The following is a 14,882-nucleotide window of genomic DNA, read 5'->3' as shown; positions in this document are numbered from 1 at the left end:
TTCATGCCACGGTCCTGGAACGAGATCGACCAGGACGAGGACCGCCCGGACTTCGTGGAACTCGTCAACTCGCGCAAGTCCTTCGCCTGGGAACAGGTACCCCTCGCGGAGCCGGCGCTGGACCGGTATCTGGAGCAGGTGGCCGCCACCCACGTCAACGGCGGGCACCTCGTCAGCCGCTGGCGCGCGGTCGAGTACTCGGACACCGCGGCCTGGTTCCTGGCACGGCAGCGGATCGACGACTACGGACTCCTCCGCGTCTTCTTCGGCGACGACGCCGTCCGGGAGGGACTGTCCGAGCTCCAGGTCCCGCCGAGCCCCGACACGTCGAGCCTCGGGCAGGAATGGGCCGGAACGCTGTGCCTGGACGGCACCCTGGCCGGGGTGATCGTGCTCGGCGGCGCCTACAAGACGTACGAGGGCCCTGTCCACGAGGCCAAGGCTCTCGCGGTGGGGGCCGTCGAGGCCCTGATGCAGAGCAGGTACGAGCAGTTCACCCTCCACACCAGCCGCGCACCGTGGACCCCGTGGTTCCACGACGTCGCGTGGGACCACACGTACGTGCTGACCGACTTCGGCAACGCGGAGATCACCGTCCTCTGCATCACCGACACCGACTGACCTACGGCTCCACCAGCCGGCGCACGGCCTCCTCGACGGCCCGCCGCCGTTCCCCGTGGTCGAGCGACCCCGTACCGCCGGACCACATCGACGCGATCGCGAGCACCAGCCGCAACACCTGCTCGGCGGAGAACCGCGACGACACCAGCCCCAGCTCCTGAGCCGCCCGGATCGCCTCCACGTCACCCGCCTGGCTGACACCGCCGCGCCGCTCCAGCTGTTGCCAGGTGGCGAGCCGCACGAGCTCCGGGTGCCGGTGCTGCAGGTCGTACAACCGGCCCGCGTAACCAGGCAGGTCGCGGGCGTCGAACTCCACCGCCGCCGCGCCCGCCACCTCCGACTGGACGGCGTCGAACAGCTCGTCCTTGCCGCCGTAGTAGTTGTAGGCGAGGCCCGCGGAGCACCGGGCTATGCGGGCGATGCGTTCCATCCGAGCCCCGGCGATCCCGTAGGCGGCGAACTCGACGAACGCGGCGTCCAGCAACCGGCGGCGGGTGCTTTCCCGATCGCGGCTGTGCATGAAACCAGGCTATGGCGAAGGGGCCGCACCCATGAAGAGTGCGGCCCCACACTTGCTCGAGAACTACTTGGCCATGTCGAACCAGTTGAAGGCCTCGACCATCTGACGGGTGGTGTCGCTGACGTAGCGCGGGCCGGTGAGCTCCCAGCGCGTCACGGTCCGGTACGTGCCCGGCTCCAGCGACTCGTCCTCGCGGGTGTTCTCGTCGTCCTTGACCGGCACGTACTCCTTGATGGACCGCTTGGTCAGGGTCACGTCGAGCGACTCGTACGCGGACTGCGTGTAGAGGTAGTTGCCCTGGCCGCTGTCACCGGCGCGGCCCGGGTCGGCCAGCTTCAGCTGGATCGTGCTGCCGCCGAACGAGCCGGTCGCGGACACCACCGTGATGATGTGGCCACCGCTGCGCTGCAGCGAACCGGTGGTGGGGCCGGCCTTGTAGCGGCCGTACACGAGCTGCAGCGGGCCCTCGTTGAGCTTCTTCGCGAGCTCACCGGCGAAGTCCGGGTTCTCGTGGGTGCTCACGGCGCCCGCGGAGGTGGTCCAGCCGGCGTCGCGGGCGGGCTTGGTGGCGATGTCCCACGCCTTGCGCAGGTTCGTGAGGTTGGTGCCGCCGTTGTACTTCGCGTCGACGCCGATGCGCCCGATCGAGTTCGTGATGACGCTGAAGTCGGCCGGGTCCTTCGGGTCGAGGTTGCCGACCTTGGTGGTCAGCCAGCCGACCGGGGCGTCCTTCTCGTGGCCCCAGTAGTGCAGGACGTTGTAGAGGGAGGCGGGGCCGCAGTAGGCGCCGCCGTTGTTCTCGAGGCCGGCCCGGTGCTGATCCACGTCGCTGACGCCGCACTTCTTGACGTTGAAGTCGGCACCGGCCAGGTCGGAGGCGCCGACGCACGGGGGCGGCGTGCCGATGATCGGGTCCGCGACCGCGGTGGCGGGAGCGGCGATGGCGGTGAGAGCGGCGGCGGCGATCAGAGCGTTGCGGATCATTTCGGTTTCCCCTTCGAGTTCTTGTGTTTCCCCTGCGGTGACACAAGATTCGCCGAGGCGAACCCCCAAAGGCATGAGGGGAGAACCCTCAATCCTCCTGCGGAAAAGATGGGTGTATCAGGCACACCCCCACGTCGCTCTGTTCTAGGCAAGGACGCGGGCGAGATCCCTGCGACCTGCGATTCCGAGCTTCGTGTAGATCCGGCCGAGGTGGTTCTCGACGGTCTTGGGCGTCACGAACAGCTCCTGCGCGATCTCCCTGTTCGCCCGGCCCGCCGCGGCCAGGTCGGCCACCCTGCGTTCGGACGCCGTCAGCGCCTCCGCGCCCAGGGTGATCTGCCGCCGCGGCCGGTCGCCGAGCGCTTCCAACGCCTCGACCGCGCGGGTCTGCAGTGCCGCTGAGCCGCAGTTCCCGGCCAGTTCGATCGCCCGGTGCAACGGCTCGCGCGCGTCCGTTCGCCGTCGTGCCACCCGCAACGCCTCGCCCAGGTCGACCAGCGAACGGGCGAGCTCCAGGCGTGACGGCGACGTCTCCAGCACGGTCACGGACTCGGTCAGCAGCTCCAGCCGTGCGTCCGTGTCGGCGTTGGAGAGCAGTCTCAACGCTGCTCCGACCTCGGTCGCCGCACCCCACTTGCGGGCCACCTCGAGCTGTTCGGTGGCGAGTTCCAGGGCGAGTTCGTGCTGGTTGAGGAGTAACGCGGCGCGGGTGGCCACCGCGCGCCACGGGATCGTGGGCGGATCCACGTGCACCTGGTGCATCGCGTCGCGCTGGCGGTAGGCCTCGGACATCGCGCGCCGTGCGTCGCCTTCGGCCAGTGCGATCAGCGCTCGTACTTCGTGCAGCCAGATCATCGGCATGGTCAGTCGCGCATCGGCGTGCTTGCTGTCGAACGCGCTGATGAACGTGGACGCCGCTGCGACGTCACCCCGTTCGAGAGCCGCGTAGACCGCGAAGTGCGTCGAGGTCGCGCGCAGGCTGATGACCTCGGACACCGGGTCCTCGTGCGCGACGGCGGCCAGCGCGCCTTCGGCCTCGGCCTCGACGACCTGCATGTTGCCGCAGCGCCAGTTCAGGAACAGCGACGCGTTCGCCACCATCGCGAACTCGATCGGCGAGCCGTGCGCCCGCACCTTCAGCCTGGCCCGCTCGATCTCGTGCCGCGCGGTGTCGACGCCGTCCGCGGCCATCAGCGCGAGCAACGCCACCAGCCACGCGACCATCGCGTCCGTGCTGCCCGTCGCGTCGTCCAGGTACGCACCGTTCGCGAGCGCGCGCGTCGCGGTCGTGGCCACCTCGTCGTGCGGCCACACCTCATAGCGGCCCATCTGCGCGAGGAGGCCGAGCAACGTGCGTTCGTCCGGGGTGCCGCCCGCGAGGCCCGCGTAGCCGCTGAGGTGTGCGGACGCGACCTGGCGTTGGTCGGGGAGGAATGAGCGGAACACCGCCAGCCGTGCCTCGAGGTGCAGCCGTGACTCGCCGTCCGGGCGGGCCTCGATGGCCTCGGTCAGTTCCGCGATGGCGGCCGCCGGGCCTTCCAGCGCGGCCGTCGCCGAGGCCGCCGCTGCCACCAGTTCCGCGTCCGGCAACCCCTGCGCCGCCGCTTTCAGATGCCGTTGCGCGTTCACCGCGTCGCCGAGCCGCAGCAACGCCCGGCCGAGTTCCGCACGCAGTCCGGCGTCACCGGGCCTCTCGTCCACGGCGCGCGCCAGATGTCCTGCGGCAGTGCGCGGATCGCCGGCCGAGAGCAACGTCGCCGCGGCCTTCCTGAGGACCTCGGCGGCGTTCGGCAGTGTCCCTTTGGGAGCGTGGACGAGATGCGCGGCCACCCGATCAGCCGACGCGTGCGCCTCCTGCAACGACTTCGCGGCGCGCGCGTGCAACGAGGCGCGCGCGATTGGCCCGAGACCGGTCAGCACCGCTTCGCGCACAACGGGATGCACGAACTCCAGGTGCTCACCGGTGACCATGACGTTCGCCGCCGTCAACGCCTCGACCGCGGCCGGGAGGTCGCCGACCTCCGCCAGTTCCGCCGCCTGCCAGGGATCCGCGTGCGTGCCGAGCACGGCCACCGCACCCGCGAGCGCCACCGCCTCTGCGGGCAGTCTTCCCAGCGTGGCGCGGAAAACGGTGCTCGGCCCGAGCGTGCCGACCTTCTCGGCCGTCGCGGCGTCGTCCAGCGGCAGCCCGAGCGTCGCGAGCTCGTCGACCAGCACACCGGACAGGAACGGGTTCCCGCCGCTGGCCGCGTGCAGGGCGGTGATCACCTCGGGGTGCCCGCCGACCAGCGCGCTGAGCGCCTCCGTGGTGAGCGGGCGCGGCAGCAACCGGTCGGCGGACACGCTCAGCTGCGCGAGCGGCCCGGAGTTGTCCATCGGCGGCCGGGTCGCGACGACCAGCGCGATCGGCAGGTCCGCGATCCGGCGGGACAGGTAGACGAGGAACTGCAGCGACGAGTGGTCCGCCCAGTGCGCGTCGTCCACCGTGATCAGCAGAGGGCGGGTGGACGAGAGGTCCACCGCGACCCACCACAACGAGTGCAGCGTGCGGGCCAGCTCGGCCTGACTCGGGTCGAGCGCGGCGTCGTCCAGGGCCTTCAGCGCCGCCCCAGACGGCCCGGCGAGGATCTTCTCGCGCAGCTCACCGGAGTACCGCGACACCGACCGCTCGACCATCTGCCGGACGACGCCCCACGCCATCGCGCTCTCCAGCGCGTCACCGACGGCCTGCAGCCGCCCGAACCCGCGCTCTTTGGCCAGCTCACGGCACTCGTGCACGAGCCTGGTCTTGCCGATGCCCGCACGGCCCTCGATGACGACGACGCGACCCTCACCACGGGTGGCTGCGTCCAGAGCTTCACGAATGTGCGCGATCTCTGAGTCACGTTCAAGTGGTTCACGCACGAATTGATCGTAGCGGCCGTCCGGCGGGCTACACGCTGGTCATCGGCTGCGCAGAAGGGCGACTTGATGCTCCATTGGAGTGATCGTCATTCCACGCACTCGACCACGGCCGTGGAGACTTCGCCGTCCTGGTTCCTGACGAAAGGCTTCCCCGGAGGTGGGGTGCTGAACGGCGGCTTGACCGGCTGGCCGAACGCGCCGCCGACGGTCACGGCGGACTGAACCTCGATCGGCCCCTGGAACCTCCTGGCGAACTCCACCACGTCCCATCCGGCGTCCACCTCGATCGACTTGCCGATCTCGCCGGCCAGAGAGACGGCGTTGTCCTTGGTGATCTTCGCGCCGAGCCCGGCGAGGAACGCCAGATGCCGAAGGTCCCGGTTCCCGTCACCGAGGGACAGGTTGAACCTCTGCCGCAGGAAGGCGAGTGCCTGGTCGCCCATCAGCGTGTTCTTGCCGGCGGGGAAGTCCGCTCCGCTGTACGGGTCGCTCGTCGCCTTGCTCAGACAGACCTCGACGCCGCCCACGGCCTGAGAGATCGCGCCGAAGCTGGACATCTTGATCGAGGCGTAGTGGTCGGGCTTCCATCCCGTCAGGTACTCGGCGGCCTCGACGAGCTTCGCCGGCGACCCCAGTTCGCTGAGCCTCTTTCCCTGGAACTCGGTGTCCCTGGGCAGCGAGACCACTATGACCGAGCCGTTCTCGCGGAACTGCGCGAGGACGATCGCGTCGGCACGGCCTGTGTTGTCGGTTCCGAGCAGCAGCACGTTCTGGGTGCTGGGCGTGGGTGACACCGCAGGTGGGGCGGCCTCGGTCTTCTTGATCGCCGTCGGGACGATGACGGCGGCTGCAGCAGCGGCCGCAGTCAGCGTCGCGACACCGACGATGAGCCCGAACGGCTTGCGCTTCCTGGCCTTGTGCAGGTTGGCCAGCACGGTCCTGGAGTCGACGCGCTCGTCGGCCTCAGCGGCGATGGCCTGGCGGATCAGGTCGTTCATGAGTGCACCCCCAGGGTGGCGGTCCGGGCGAGTTCCTGAGTGCGCAGCGTCTGCAGTGCGCGAGAGAGTTGGCTGCGCACGGTCGATTCCGCGCACCCGAGCACCTGTGCGATCTCCGCGTCGCTGCAGTCCTCGTAGAACCGCAGCACCAACGCGGCGCGCTGCTTGCGCGGCAGGATGGCGATCCGTGCGCGCATGGCGTCGCGTTCGGCGTGCGCGTCAGCCGGATCGGCCATCGACGGTGCGTGCTTGGCGAGCTCAGCGCGTTCCACGGCGATCTCGCGCGCGGCCCTGCGGTGCCGCCACGACAGGTAGTCGTTGGTCACCATGCGCTTCACGTAGAGATAGGGCGCATCCATCGCCCCGATGCGCTCCCACTTGCTCTGCGCGCGCATGAGCACGTTCTGCACGATGTCCTGCGCCAGGTGTTTGTCGCAGGTGATGGCTGTGGCGTACCCCAACAGCCGGTCGAGTCGATCAGCGACGAACTGGTCGAACCCCACGCCGCCCCCTTTCCCTCTGTGGTCGCTTGCGGATCGGGAAACCCCTCTCGCCGCTCGATCCGCTGCATCGAACTTTGTGGTCCAGCCCACAGATGTCTCGGTTTGGACGGATTTCGGTGTGAATCCTTTTCATGTTCACGTCCATGGGCCAGCCTTCACCCCATGCGCATCATCCCTGCACTCGCGCTGTTGTCGCTGCTCCTCGTCCCCGTCGACGCGGTCGCGGCCCCCAACGGCAACTACTACCTGCAAAGCGCCGTGACCGGCCAGAACGCGGCCGTCTCCGGCTCGTCGGTCCAGCAACACCGCCCCAAGGGCAACGAGGACCGCCAGCAGTTCTCCTGGAACGGCAGCACGCTCTCCGAGGGCGGCCAGTGCCTCGGCCGCAACGGCGACGCCGCCCAGATGGTCAGCTGCTCCAGCGCAGAGGCCCAGTGGGTCGGGCTCCTCGACGACCAGGACAGGTACCGCTTCAAGGACCCCGGCGCCGACCGCTACCTGATCGCGTCCGGCACCGACCAGGTCCGCGTCGGCACCGGCAACGACACGTGGTTCCTCACCCCGGTGAACCCGGTCCGCGTCCAGACCCCCGCCGACCCGCGCCTGGACGAGATGACGTTCCTGACCGCGCACAACGCCTACGCGAACGGCGTCGACGGCGGCTTCATGTTCGCCAACATCGCCCCGAACCAGTCCCGCGGCATCGTGCAGCAGCTCAACGACGGCGTCCGCGGCTTCATGCTCGACATCCACCAGACCCCCGACGGCGCGATCCTCTGCCACAACAGCTGCACGGCCGTCAGCAGGCCGGTGGCGTTGAACGTCGACATCCAGCGCATCGTCGACTTCCTGAAGTCACGCCCCACCGAGATCGTCACGGTCTTCTTGGAGGACTACGTCTCGGCCGACGTCCTGCGCTCCGAACTGGCGCGCGTCAACGGCCTGGGCGACGTCCTGTACCGCGCCGAGGGCGTCCGCGAGAACGGCTGGCCGACGTTGTCCCAGATGAGGGCGTCCGGCAAGCGTTTGCTCATCTTCACCGACCACGGCCGCGACGGCCGCGAGAACTCCGGCGTGCTCTACCAGAGGGACTGGACCGTCGAGAACTACTGGTCGATGGGCGCGGGAACCGGCAGCTCCGACTGGTCCTGCTACTCCCGCTGGGGCGAGAAGCCCCTCACCGCGACGGAGGCCGGCTTCCGCCCGCTCTTCGTGATGAACCACTTCCGCGACGTCCCGATGCAGGGCACCGTCTCCACCGACAACTCGAAGACCGTCAACCGGGCCCAGCGCTTCTGCGAACCCGCGGCCCGCAAGACCCCGAACTACCTGGCCGTCGACTTCTACCACCTGAACACGCCGTCACTCCCGGCCGAACGCCACCCGTCCGGCACCGGATCCGTCGAGCTGTCGGCGAACTCCGCGCTCTGCCTGGACAACAACGCCGGCGGCACCGAGAACGGCAACCCCGTCCAGATCTGGGGCTGCAACAACTCCTACGCGCAGAAGTGGCGCGTCGTCGCGGACGGCACCATCGCCATCTCCGGCAAGTGCCTCGACATCAGCAACTCCGGCACCACCAACGGCACGCCCGTCCAGCTGTGGGAGTGCAACGGCACGGGCGCGCAGCAGTGGCGCGTGCGGTCGGACGGCTCCGTGCAGAACCCGCAGTCGGGGCTGTGCCTGGACAACCCCAACGCGTCGACCACTCCCGGCACGCGGCTGAACATCTGGAGCTGCAACGGTTCCGCGGCCCAGGCCTGGAAGTTCCGCTAGCCACCTGCCGTGCAACTTCGCCCCTCTGGCTTCGTTTGGGGTTATTCTCGATTCGACACGGAGCCAGAGGGGGATCTGGGCGCGTAATGGTGAAAGTGGAAAAGCGCTTCTCCTCTCTTGACGTCTGCGCAGGCGCCGGAGGGCTCGCACTGGGGTTGGAGCAGGCTGGGTTCGATCCGGTGCTGCTCATCGACAATCGGGACGTCGCTTGCGAAACCCTGCGCGTCAATCGTCCTCATTGGCACGTGCTCGAAACGGATCTGATGGATTTCGTGCCGGAGGACTATCCGCAGGTCTACGACGTGGATCTGTTGTCCGCGGGTCTGCCGAGGGTGCAGGCGTCGGCTACGGCCTCCCGCGCGCAGGGCAACGATGCCGAGCTCGAACTGCTCAAGGCGACGATCATGCTCGTTCCCGGGGTGCAACCGCGCGCCCTGCTGGTGGAGAACGTGCCCGACCTCGCCGTCAAACCGGGCTACCAGTCGATCCGGGACTACGTGGCCGAAGAGCTCGGACATCTCGGCTACCGACACCGCTGGTTCGTGTTGAACGCCGCCGACCACGGCGTACCGCAGAGTCGTGAACAGGGAATTCTCGTGGCGTTCAAGGGTGACGTGTTGGACTTCTTCGAAGAGCCGGAGCCTTCGTCGGAGCAGTTCGTGACCGTTGGCGAAGCGCTGGGCGCGTCGATGGGCGTTCGCGGATGGCCGCAGGTGGAGAAGTGGGCGAAGCAGGCGGACAAACTCGCTCCCACCCTGGTCGGCGGCTCGTGGGCACGTGGTGGACCCGACCTCGGCCCCACCGGTTCCAAGCGCGCCTGGGCGAAGATGGGCGTGGACGGCGGGACAGTGGCTGACGACGTGCCCGGACCCGACTTCGACTGGAGTCCCGGACTCGGGCGGGCCGGCATGGTCAAGCTCACCGTGGAACAGACAGCCGCACTGCAGGGTTTTCCGCCTGAATGGCAGTTCGCCGGCAGGAAAACGGCCAGGTACCGACAGATCGGACACGCGTCGCCGCCGCCGGTGGGTCGAGCGCTGGGACAGGCGATTCGAACCGCTCTGAAACGTGCGGGCACCTGATCGCCATTACGGCGACCACTTCGGGATAAACTCCCGCCCCATGACCTCTGTGCAGCCGCCGCTCTTCACGTCTGCGCAGATCCACATGGTCGATCTGTTCGCAGGCCCCGGTGGACTTGACGTTGCGGCACACTGGCTCGGCCTCGGTGTGGACGGTATCGAGTGGGACAAGGACGCTTGTGCTACCCGGCGTGCGGCTGGTCTCAACACCGAGTTCGCCGATGTCCGGAAGTTCGGTCCGGACAACTATCCTCACGCGAACGTGCTTGCCGGCGGCCCGCCGTGCCAGACCTACACCGTCGCGGGCGGTGGAGCCGGTAGGCGTGCGTTGGACCAGGTACTCGGATACCTGGAACGCATGGTGAACAACGAGGACGTCACCAAAGAACTCGCGAATCTGCACGGTGACGCGGACCCGCGTACCGGTCTTGTTCTTGAGCCGTTGAGATGGTTGCTGCGAGCCGATCGCAATGGAAGCCCGTACGACGCAATCGTGTTGGAACAGGTGCCTGCCGTGCTGCCGGTGTGGGAGGCGTACGACAAGGTGTTGCGGGGTATGGGTTACGACGTCGACACCGGGATTCTCCACACCGAGGAGTTCGGCGTGCCGCAGACGAGGCGACGGGCGATTCTGATTGCGCGCCGAGACGGCGAAGCCAAGCTTCCGACTCCTACGCATCGCCGCTACCGCAAGGGAAAGCCGCAGTCCGAAGGCGACCAGGCGCTCTTGCCGTGGGTGTCTATGGCGCAAGCGCTGAACCGGGATGACAAGTTCGTGGTCGTCTCCAATTACGGCACTGGCGGTGTGCCGGAAGCGCGCGGTAGGCGCCGCTCCGATGAGCCTTCCGCGACTGTCACCGGAAAGATCGATCGGAACAAGCTGTACGCCGACGACACCCTCAAGTCGACGCCCCAACGGTTCAAGAAGGACGAGTTCGGCAGGCTGCAGACCTTCCCCGTCGACTACCCGTGGTCGGGCAAGCACATCCCGCAGCAGGTGGGCAACGCCATCCCGCCCAGGCTCGCGACTCATATCCTGGCTGCCGCGCTCGGTCTGAAGTTCGACAACGCAGACCTCGACCATGCGGTCGGGGCGAAGTGGGATCCCCACCCGGACAAGCCGCTGGTGCCCACGACCAAGGCGTGATAACCGTCCACAATGGTTACTCGTCCTCGTCGTCCGAGGAGTGCTTGCCGCGCTTGCGAAGTGGCGCCTCTTCCAGCAACTGGGTGAACAGCGGCACGAGTGTGCCGATGGCACGCTCGCTGACCTTGCCGTCGTCCGGGCCTTCGGGAAGCCGGTCCCACGGCACAGGGGGCATGCTCGCGGACTCGGCCACCCAGTCCTGCACCGCGTCGTGATCCAACTGGTCGTCCGGCGCGAATACGTCGTACATCACCGTGCTTCCGGCGGCGTTCACGGCGGACGACAGGGCGTTAACCCGGTCGCCGATCTTCGATGTGCTCACGTTCCGCAGCTCTTCCAGCAGGCGAAGGATCGACTGCGCGGTCGGGCGGTGGTCGATCACGTCGAGTCGCATCGTCGTGTTGAGTACGTCCTGAAACTTGCAGGCGAACTCGACTGGCCGGTAGTCGTCACCGTCGCGGAACAGTTCGGCTGCCCACCACAGCCTGGAGAAGGCCTGTGTGTAGTGCGGACCGCTGAAACGGGCGCTGGGCACGATCTCGCTGCCCTTGTGTCGCCACACGACATAGTCGGGTGCCGTGATCATCGCCAGGAAGTTCCACCTGCGACTGTCGGCGGCCTCCGCCCGCGTCATGCGCAACGTCGCGTGCAGACGAGGGGCCAGCCATCCGTCCGCACGGGCCGGCCGTCCGTCGAACCGGCTCATCGCCTCGTCGAGCAGGTCTCGCACCGGGTCGACGTACCAACGTGGTTCTGACAGGTCCGGCTCCGCGGCCGCCTTCCGGAGCGCGACCAGTGGTGGGTTTTCTTGTCCTGTCTGCATTCCTCTGGTGAGGAACTTGGCGATCGCGGCGTCGGGAAGAAGCCCGATCGTGCTCGTGACGTCCGGACTGCTCACTGACTTCCGTCCCTCGCGACGCGGTTCACCGACCGTGTCGCCACGGTCAGCTTCTTGGTCGTCTGGCTGCGCCTGCCGGCGGCGTACTGGACGCTGGTCTGCAACTCGGACCAGCCGAACCCCTTGGTGCGGCGCTCGTTGATGTCGAACAGCGCGTCGGTGAGCTGCCGTCCGGGAAGGACGTCCGGCAGCATCATCTGCAGAACCGGCTCCCGCCATCCGCCCGGCATCTGGGGAGTGCCGTCCTCGTCCACGTCGAGATCGCTGATCGCCGTGTGGAACATGGCCGTCCAGGCATCCTGAGCGACCTGACTCGACGTCATCTCCCGCAGCAGTTTCTCCTCGACACTGCCGCCAGTGCCGTGCAGAACCTCGACCAGACCCTCGACTGCACTGGTGTTCAGGTACACGGTCGGAATCTCACCGGTGGTCTCGACGATCCACGGTGCCTCCTTGAACGGGCGCAGCCACTCCAGCTCGCCCTCGCGGAAGTCGATCTCGACGATCTCGATGTCGCGCTGGCGGACCGGTGTCGTCACCTTCAGATCGACGTACCAGTCCCGTTCCGCGGAGCCGATGACGCGGCCCGGCAGGTCGTCCAGTGTGGCCGCCACCGTCAGGCTGAGCGCCGCGCGGTTGAGGTGATTGTTGCGCACCAGCTCGATTCGGCCATGCCAGCTGCCGTCCTGCGCACGCGTGAGACGGGTGCTCGTCCTGGCGTTGGTGGCCTTTTCGGTGAGCACCGCGAGGCATACCGGATCTGTCCAGGGACCCTCGCCGAGCTCCTGCTCGGGCAGAGTCGCGCGGAGATGCAGGGTGGCGACGTCCCATTTGTCCCTGCCCGTTTGGTGCAGGGCGACCGTTTGCTCGGTTTTCGACACGTGGGAGTACGGCAGGGGCGAGCCGTCCACCGCCACGGCGGTCACCTCGAAGATCACGTCACCGAACAGAGTCGGGTACGGGAACGCCGCTTTCACCGGGTACCTCCCCGTGCCTTCTGGACGTCGACGAGCAGACGTGACAGCTTGCCCCGCACCGGATGACTCGCAGGGTCGGTGACGCCGGCGAACGACGCAGAACGCGTGCCGGCCGGGATCACCAGATTGTTGCCTTCGACGCGGCAGTTGTCGGACGCGGTGAGCAGACTCCACTCGATAGCGGGCCGCCCGCCCGACCTCACGTCGAACTTGGCGACCGGGGTCAGCAGCCAGGAGTCCTCGGCGTCCGGCAGCTTCAGATCGACGTCGACGTGCCAGGCACCGGTGTCGTCGAGCCTCGCGTTGATGCTGCGGACCGTCGGCACGCCTTGCGCGCGCCTTGTCCCGGCGGACACTCCTGTGCTCAGTCGCAACAGTTCCTGAAGCGCCGCCGGTCCACCGCGCGTGACGGTTTCGCGGCGCCCCACCAGCTCTCGGACTGCTCGGTCGATCTCGTCCTTGAAGTCGTCGATACGGCTCAACGCGCCGCGTCGGTACAGGGACGTGAGCTCTTCGGTGCGATCCCACTTGTTGTGCTCGGGGGGTTCGGATGCACGGAGGAAGTCTTCGGCGAGTTGAACGTCCTCGCCGTCGTTCTCGGTCGCGTGGCCGGCGAGCAGCACGGCCTGGAAGGAGTCGGTGCCCAGCGGAAGTTCACGCGGGCGGCGCTCCATGATCGTCATTCGGTTGCCCCGCATGCACACGACGCGGTTCTTCCGGTCCTCGTCGTCGGTCCCGGTGAGCAACAGGACTGCGCGGTGCTGGGTGCCCTTGCCTTCGACGCGGGCCGCGTCCCGCAGCGGCGTCACGAACAGCGGCACGTCGCTCTGCGCGACCTGGTCGCCGGACGTCCGTTCGCTGACGGTGTCGTTGTCGAGGTAGGCCTTCAACGCTCGGCTGAGCGCGGGATGCCTGCTGTAGGGGTCGACCCTCTGTTCGGGCACGAGCACCTGACCGTTGCGCATCGTCGTGACCCGCGCGTCGAGCAACGCGCCGGCGCGTTGGCCGCCGACCATGGCCGCCCAGAAACCGTCGGCGAGCGAGCGGACCAGCTTCTCGTGCATGTCCGGCAAGGACTCGGCGTCACCTGAGGCGTCGTGCGCGCCGACGATCAGGAACGACGTGCCGGGGTCGGTGTGTGGGCGTTCCAGGTGCAGGTCTCGGACCGTGTTCTCGTCGGCCCACCAGGACCTCGACACCTTGGGGTGTTCCGGCGAGGTGTCGGGTTCGCCGAACCAGGCAGGGCCCGCGTATGCCTCGTCGTCCACGGTCCGCCACGGCAGGTCGAGCCTGCCGATGGTCCGGCGTTCGGTGCGGCCCTCGTGAGGCTCGGAGAGCGTGGAGTTCATCAGCACCAGGCCGAACTTGCTGGTCGCCCAGAGCGTGACCTTGCCCAGGCCGTACGAACCGCCCGCGCGCCTGCTCGACTCCTTGTGACTGTCGAGCTGTCGGCGGACCACTGCGGCGAACCGCCCATCGCGGTATTCGGGGCCGGTGAGGCCGGCCGCGTTGTAGTCATCGACCCGCAGTAGCACCACGGTTCGCGTGCGGTCGAGTTCCTCCAGTGCAGCCTTCAGACTCCGGGAGACCTTCTGGTTCTTGCCGGCGGCGGCGTCGTAGTGCTTGCGGAGTTCGTTCCACCGCAGGGTGTCGAGGAACTTGTCGAGGTGCGGACCGCTGACCTCGTGCAGCGTGTAGTGGACCTGCACCGGTCTTGTCAGGTCGTGACGCTCGTCGAGCGAGTTCTGCGTGGCCTCGCGGGCGAGTACGGACAGGTCCGCGTTGAAGGCGAAGGCGGCGGCGTTTCCGTACTCGCGGCCCCCGTCGGCATGAGCCGGCCGGTGGTGCCAGGTGAGGGGGAGGTTGGTCGAGATGTCGGAGGTTCGGTTGGTGACCGCCTCCGGCTCGATGCCGAGGAAGTCGGCGATCATCCGCTTGTGCTCGTCGCGCGGTTCCGCCCTGCCGACGATCCACGCGGACACCGCCGCACGGGTGATCCCGAGGTGCTTGGCCAGTTCGGCCTGTGACCTCGTGGCCCGGCGAAGCTGCCGCCCGAGCCAGGGACCGAATTCCTCGCCGTGCTCGACACTCATCTGCCGTCGTTGCCTTCCGCCGTTCCCGAGAAGTGGCTCTTGTCGGGGGTGTGCCCACCCTACCAGGCGAAGTTGACGCTCGTCTCGCTGTCAACTTATGGTTAAGCCTGCCACGGTCGACCAAGCCTATTGGAGACCGCATCATCCTTGAATCGCGACACGCGTCGTGGGTCGTTCCCGCCGGAGGTGAGCCGCTCAGCAGTGAAGTCCAACTGAATACGTAACGCTCTCGGTCCGACTCACGACGTGGAGTCGACTCGATTTTTCGCACCCGAATGACACGTGGAGAAGCGTGCCGGAGTGCGGTGGTCGAGCACAGGCCGGGGTGGCTGACCTTCAACCAACGCACACAGCGGCAGACCTTCGGGACAAGGCCGTG

The 14,882-nt window shown here is 67.9% G+C and carries 12 protein-coding genes; 4 read left to right on the top strand and 8 right to left on the bottom strand.

Annotated elements, in window-relative coordinates:
• Window positions 1-3 precede the first annotated feature (3 nt).
• Complete coding sequence (locus ACSHWB_RS07895; protein WP_439661419.1) at window positions 4-621, top strand: hypothetical protein; 618 nt, start codon at window positions 4-6, stop codon at window positions 619-621.
• 1 nt (window position 622) lies between these two features.
• Here the strand turns inward: ACSHWB_RS07895 and ACSHWB_RS07890 are convergent, their stop codons facing one another.
• From ACSHWB_RS07890 to ACSHWB_RS07870, 5 genes are all read right to left on the bottom strand, one after another.
• Window positions 623-1,141, bottom strand: a complete 519-nt coding sequence (locus ACSHWB_RS07890) for a TetR family transcriptional regulator (RefSeq protein WP_439661418.1) — start codon at window positions 1,139-1,141, stop codon at window positions 623-625.
• 63 nt (window positions 1,142-1,204) lie between these two features.
• The gene (locus ACSHWB_RS07885) at window positions 1,205-2,125 is read right to left on the bottom strand and encodes a hypothetical protein (protein ID WP_439661417.1); all 921 of its coding nucleotides are present in this window, start codon (window positions 2,123-2,125) and stop codon (window positions 1,205-1,207) included.
• A 144-nt stretch (window positions 2,126-2,269) separates the two neighbouring features.
• The gene (locus ACSHWB_RS07880; RefSeq protein ID WP_439661416.1) at window positions 2,270-5,029 is read right to left on the bottom strand and encodes a helix-turn-helix transcriptional regulator; all 2,760 of its coding nucleotides are present in this window, start codon (window positions 5,027-5,029) and stop codon (window positions 2,270-2,272) included.
• A gap of 86 nt (window positions 5,030-5,115) precedes the next feature.
• Window positions 5,116-6,027, bottom strand: coding sequence for an LCP family protein (locus ACSHWB_RS07875; protein ID WP_439661415.1), 912 nt, complete (start codon window positions 6,025-6,027; stop codon window positions 5,116-5,118).
• Window positions 6,024-6,530, bottom strand: coding sequence for a SigE family RNA polymerase sigma factor (locus ACSHWB_RS07870; protein WP_439661414.1), 507 nt, complete (start codon window positions 6,528-6,530; stop codon window positions 6,024-6,026). The genes ACSHWB_RS07875 and ACSHWB_RS07870 overlap by 4 nt, the downstream gene beginning before the upstream one ends.
• A 162-nt stretch (window positions 6,531-6,692) precedes the next feature.
• On the opposite strand from ACSHWB_RS07870, the gene ACSHWB_RS07865 reads away from it, so the two are divergent.
• From ACSHWB_RS07865 to ACSHWB_RS07855, 3 genes are all read left to right on the top strand, one after another.
• Window positions 6,693-8,306 (top strand): ricin-type beta-trefoil lectin domain protein, encoded by a 1,614-nt coding sequence (locus tag ACSHWB_RS07865; protein ID WP_439661413.1) that lies wholly within the window; start codon window positions 6,693-6,695, stop codon window positions 8,304-8,306.
• Window positions 8,307-8,392: 86 nt separating this feature from the next.
• The gene (locus ACSHWB_RS07860) at window positions 8,393-9,388 is read left to right on the top strand and encodes a DNA cytosine methyltransferase (RefSeq protein WP_439661412.1); all 996 of its coding nucleotides are present in this window, start codon (window positions 8,393-8,395) and stop codon (window positions 9,386-9,388) included.
• A 40-nt stretch (window positions 9,389-9,428) separates the two neighbouring features.
• Window positions 9,429-10,535 carry a DNA cytosine methyltransferase gene (locus ACSHWB_RS07855; protein WP_439661411.1) on the top strand — a complete coding sequence of 369 codons (1,107 nt, stop codon included), beginning with the start codon at window positions 9,429-9,431 and terminating at the stop codon, window positions 10,533-10,535.
• A gap of 16 nt (window positions 10,536-10,551) precedes the next feature.
• Here the strand turns inward: ACSHWB_RS07855 and ACSHWB_RS07850 are convergent, their stop codons facing one another.
• From ACSHWB_RS07850 to ACSHWB_RS07840, 3 genes are read right to left on the bottom strand one after another with little or no spacing between them, the layout of a single operon-like run.
• The gene (locus ACSHWB_RS07850) at window positions 10,552-11,433 is read right to left on the bottom strand and encodes a DUF6339 family protein (protein WP_439661410.1); all 882 of its coding nucleotides are present in this window, start codon (window positions 11,431-11,433) and stop codon (window positions 10,552-10,554) included.
• A complete protein-coding gene (locus tag ACSHWB_RS07845; protein WP_439661409.1) occupies window positions 11,430-12,410 on the bottom strand; it encodes a hypothetical protein in 981 nt (326 codons plus the stop codon). The genes ACSHWB_RS07850 and ACSHWB_RS07845 overlap by 4 nt, the downstream gene beginning before the upstream one ends.
• Window positions 12,407-14,503 carry a helix-turn-helix domain-containing protein gene (locus ACSHWB_RS07840; RefSeq protein ID WP_439661408.1) on the bottom strand — a complete coding sequence of 699 codons (2,097 nt, stop codon included), beginning with the start codon at window positions 14,501-14,503 and terminating at the stop codon, window positions 12,407-12,409. Before ACSHWB_RS07840 ends, ACSHWB_RS07845 begins: the two co-directional genes overlap by 4 nt.
• Between the last annotated feature and the right edge of the window lie 379 nt (window positions 14,504-14,882).

This window comes from Lentzea sp. HUAS TT2, assembly GCF_051853195.1.
GTDB lineage: Bacteria > Actinomycetota > Actinomycetes > Mycobacteriales > Pseudonocardiaceae > Lentzea.
Note: the sequence above shows the minus strand (reverse complement) of the source record. Positions and strands in the feature narration are given on the sequence as shown.

Coding starts and splice junctions, on each gene's coding strand:
- ACSHWB_RS07875 (WP_439661415.1), bottom strand. CDS start 6,027: ATGAACGACCTGATCCGCCAGGCCATCGCCGCTGAGGCCGACGAGCGC.
- ACSHWB_RS07885 (WP_439661417.1), bottom strand. CDS start 2,125: ATGATCCGCAACGCTCTGATCGCCGCCGCCGCTCTCACCGCCATCGCC.
- ACSHWB_RS07895 (WP_439661419.1), top strand. CDS start 4: ATGCCACGGTCCTGGAACGAGATCGACCAGGACGAGGACCGCCCGGAC.
- ACSHWB_RS07890 (WP_439661418.1), bottom strand. CDS start 1,141: ATGCACAGCCGCGATCGGGAAAGCACCCGCCGCCGGTTGCTGGACGCC.
- ACSHWB_RS07865 (WP_439661413.1), top strand. CDS start 6,693: ATGCGCATCATCCCTGCACTCGCGCTGTTGTCGCTGCTCCTCGTCCCC.
- ACSHWB_RS07860 (WP_439661412.1), top strand. CDS start 8,393: ATGGTGAAAGTGGAAAAGCGCTTCTCCTCTCTTGACGTCTGCGCAGGC.
- ACSHWB_RS07840 (WP_439661408.1), bottom strand. CDS start 14,503: ATGAGTGTCGAGCACGGCGAGGAATTCGGTCCCTGGCTCGGGCGGCAG.
- ACSHWB_RS07855 (WP_439661411.1), top strand. CDS start 9,429: ATGACCTCTGTGCAGCCGCCGCTCTTCACGTCTGCGCAGATCCACATG.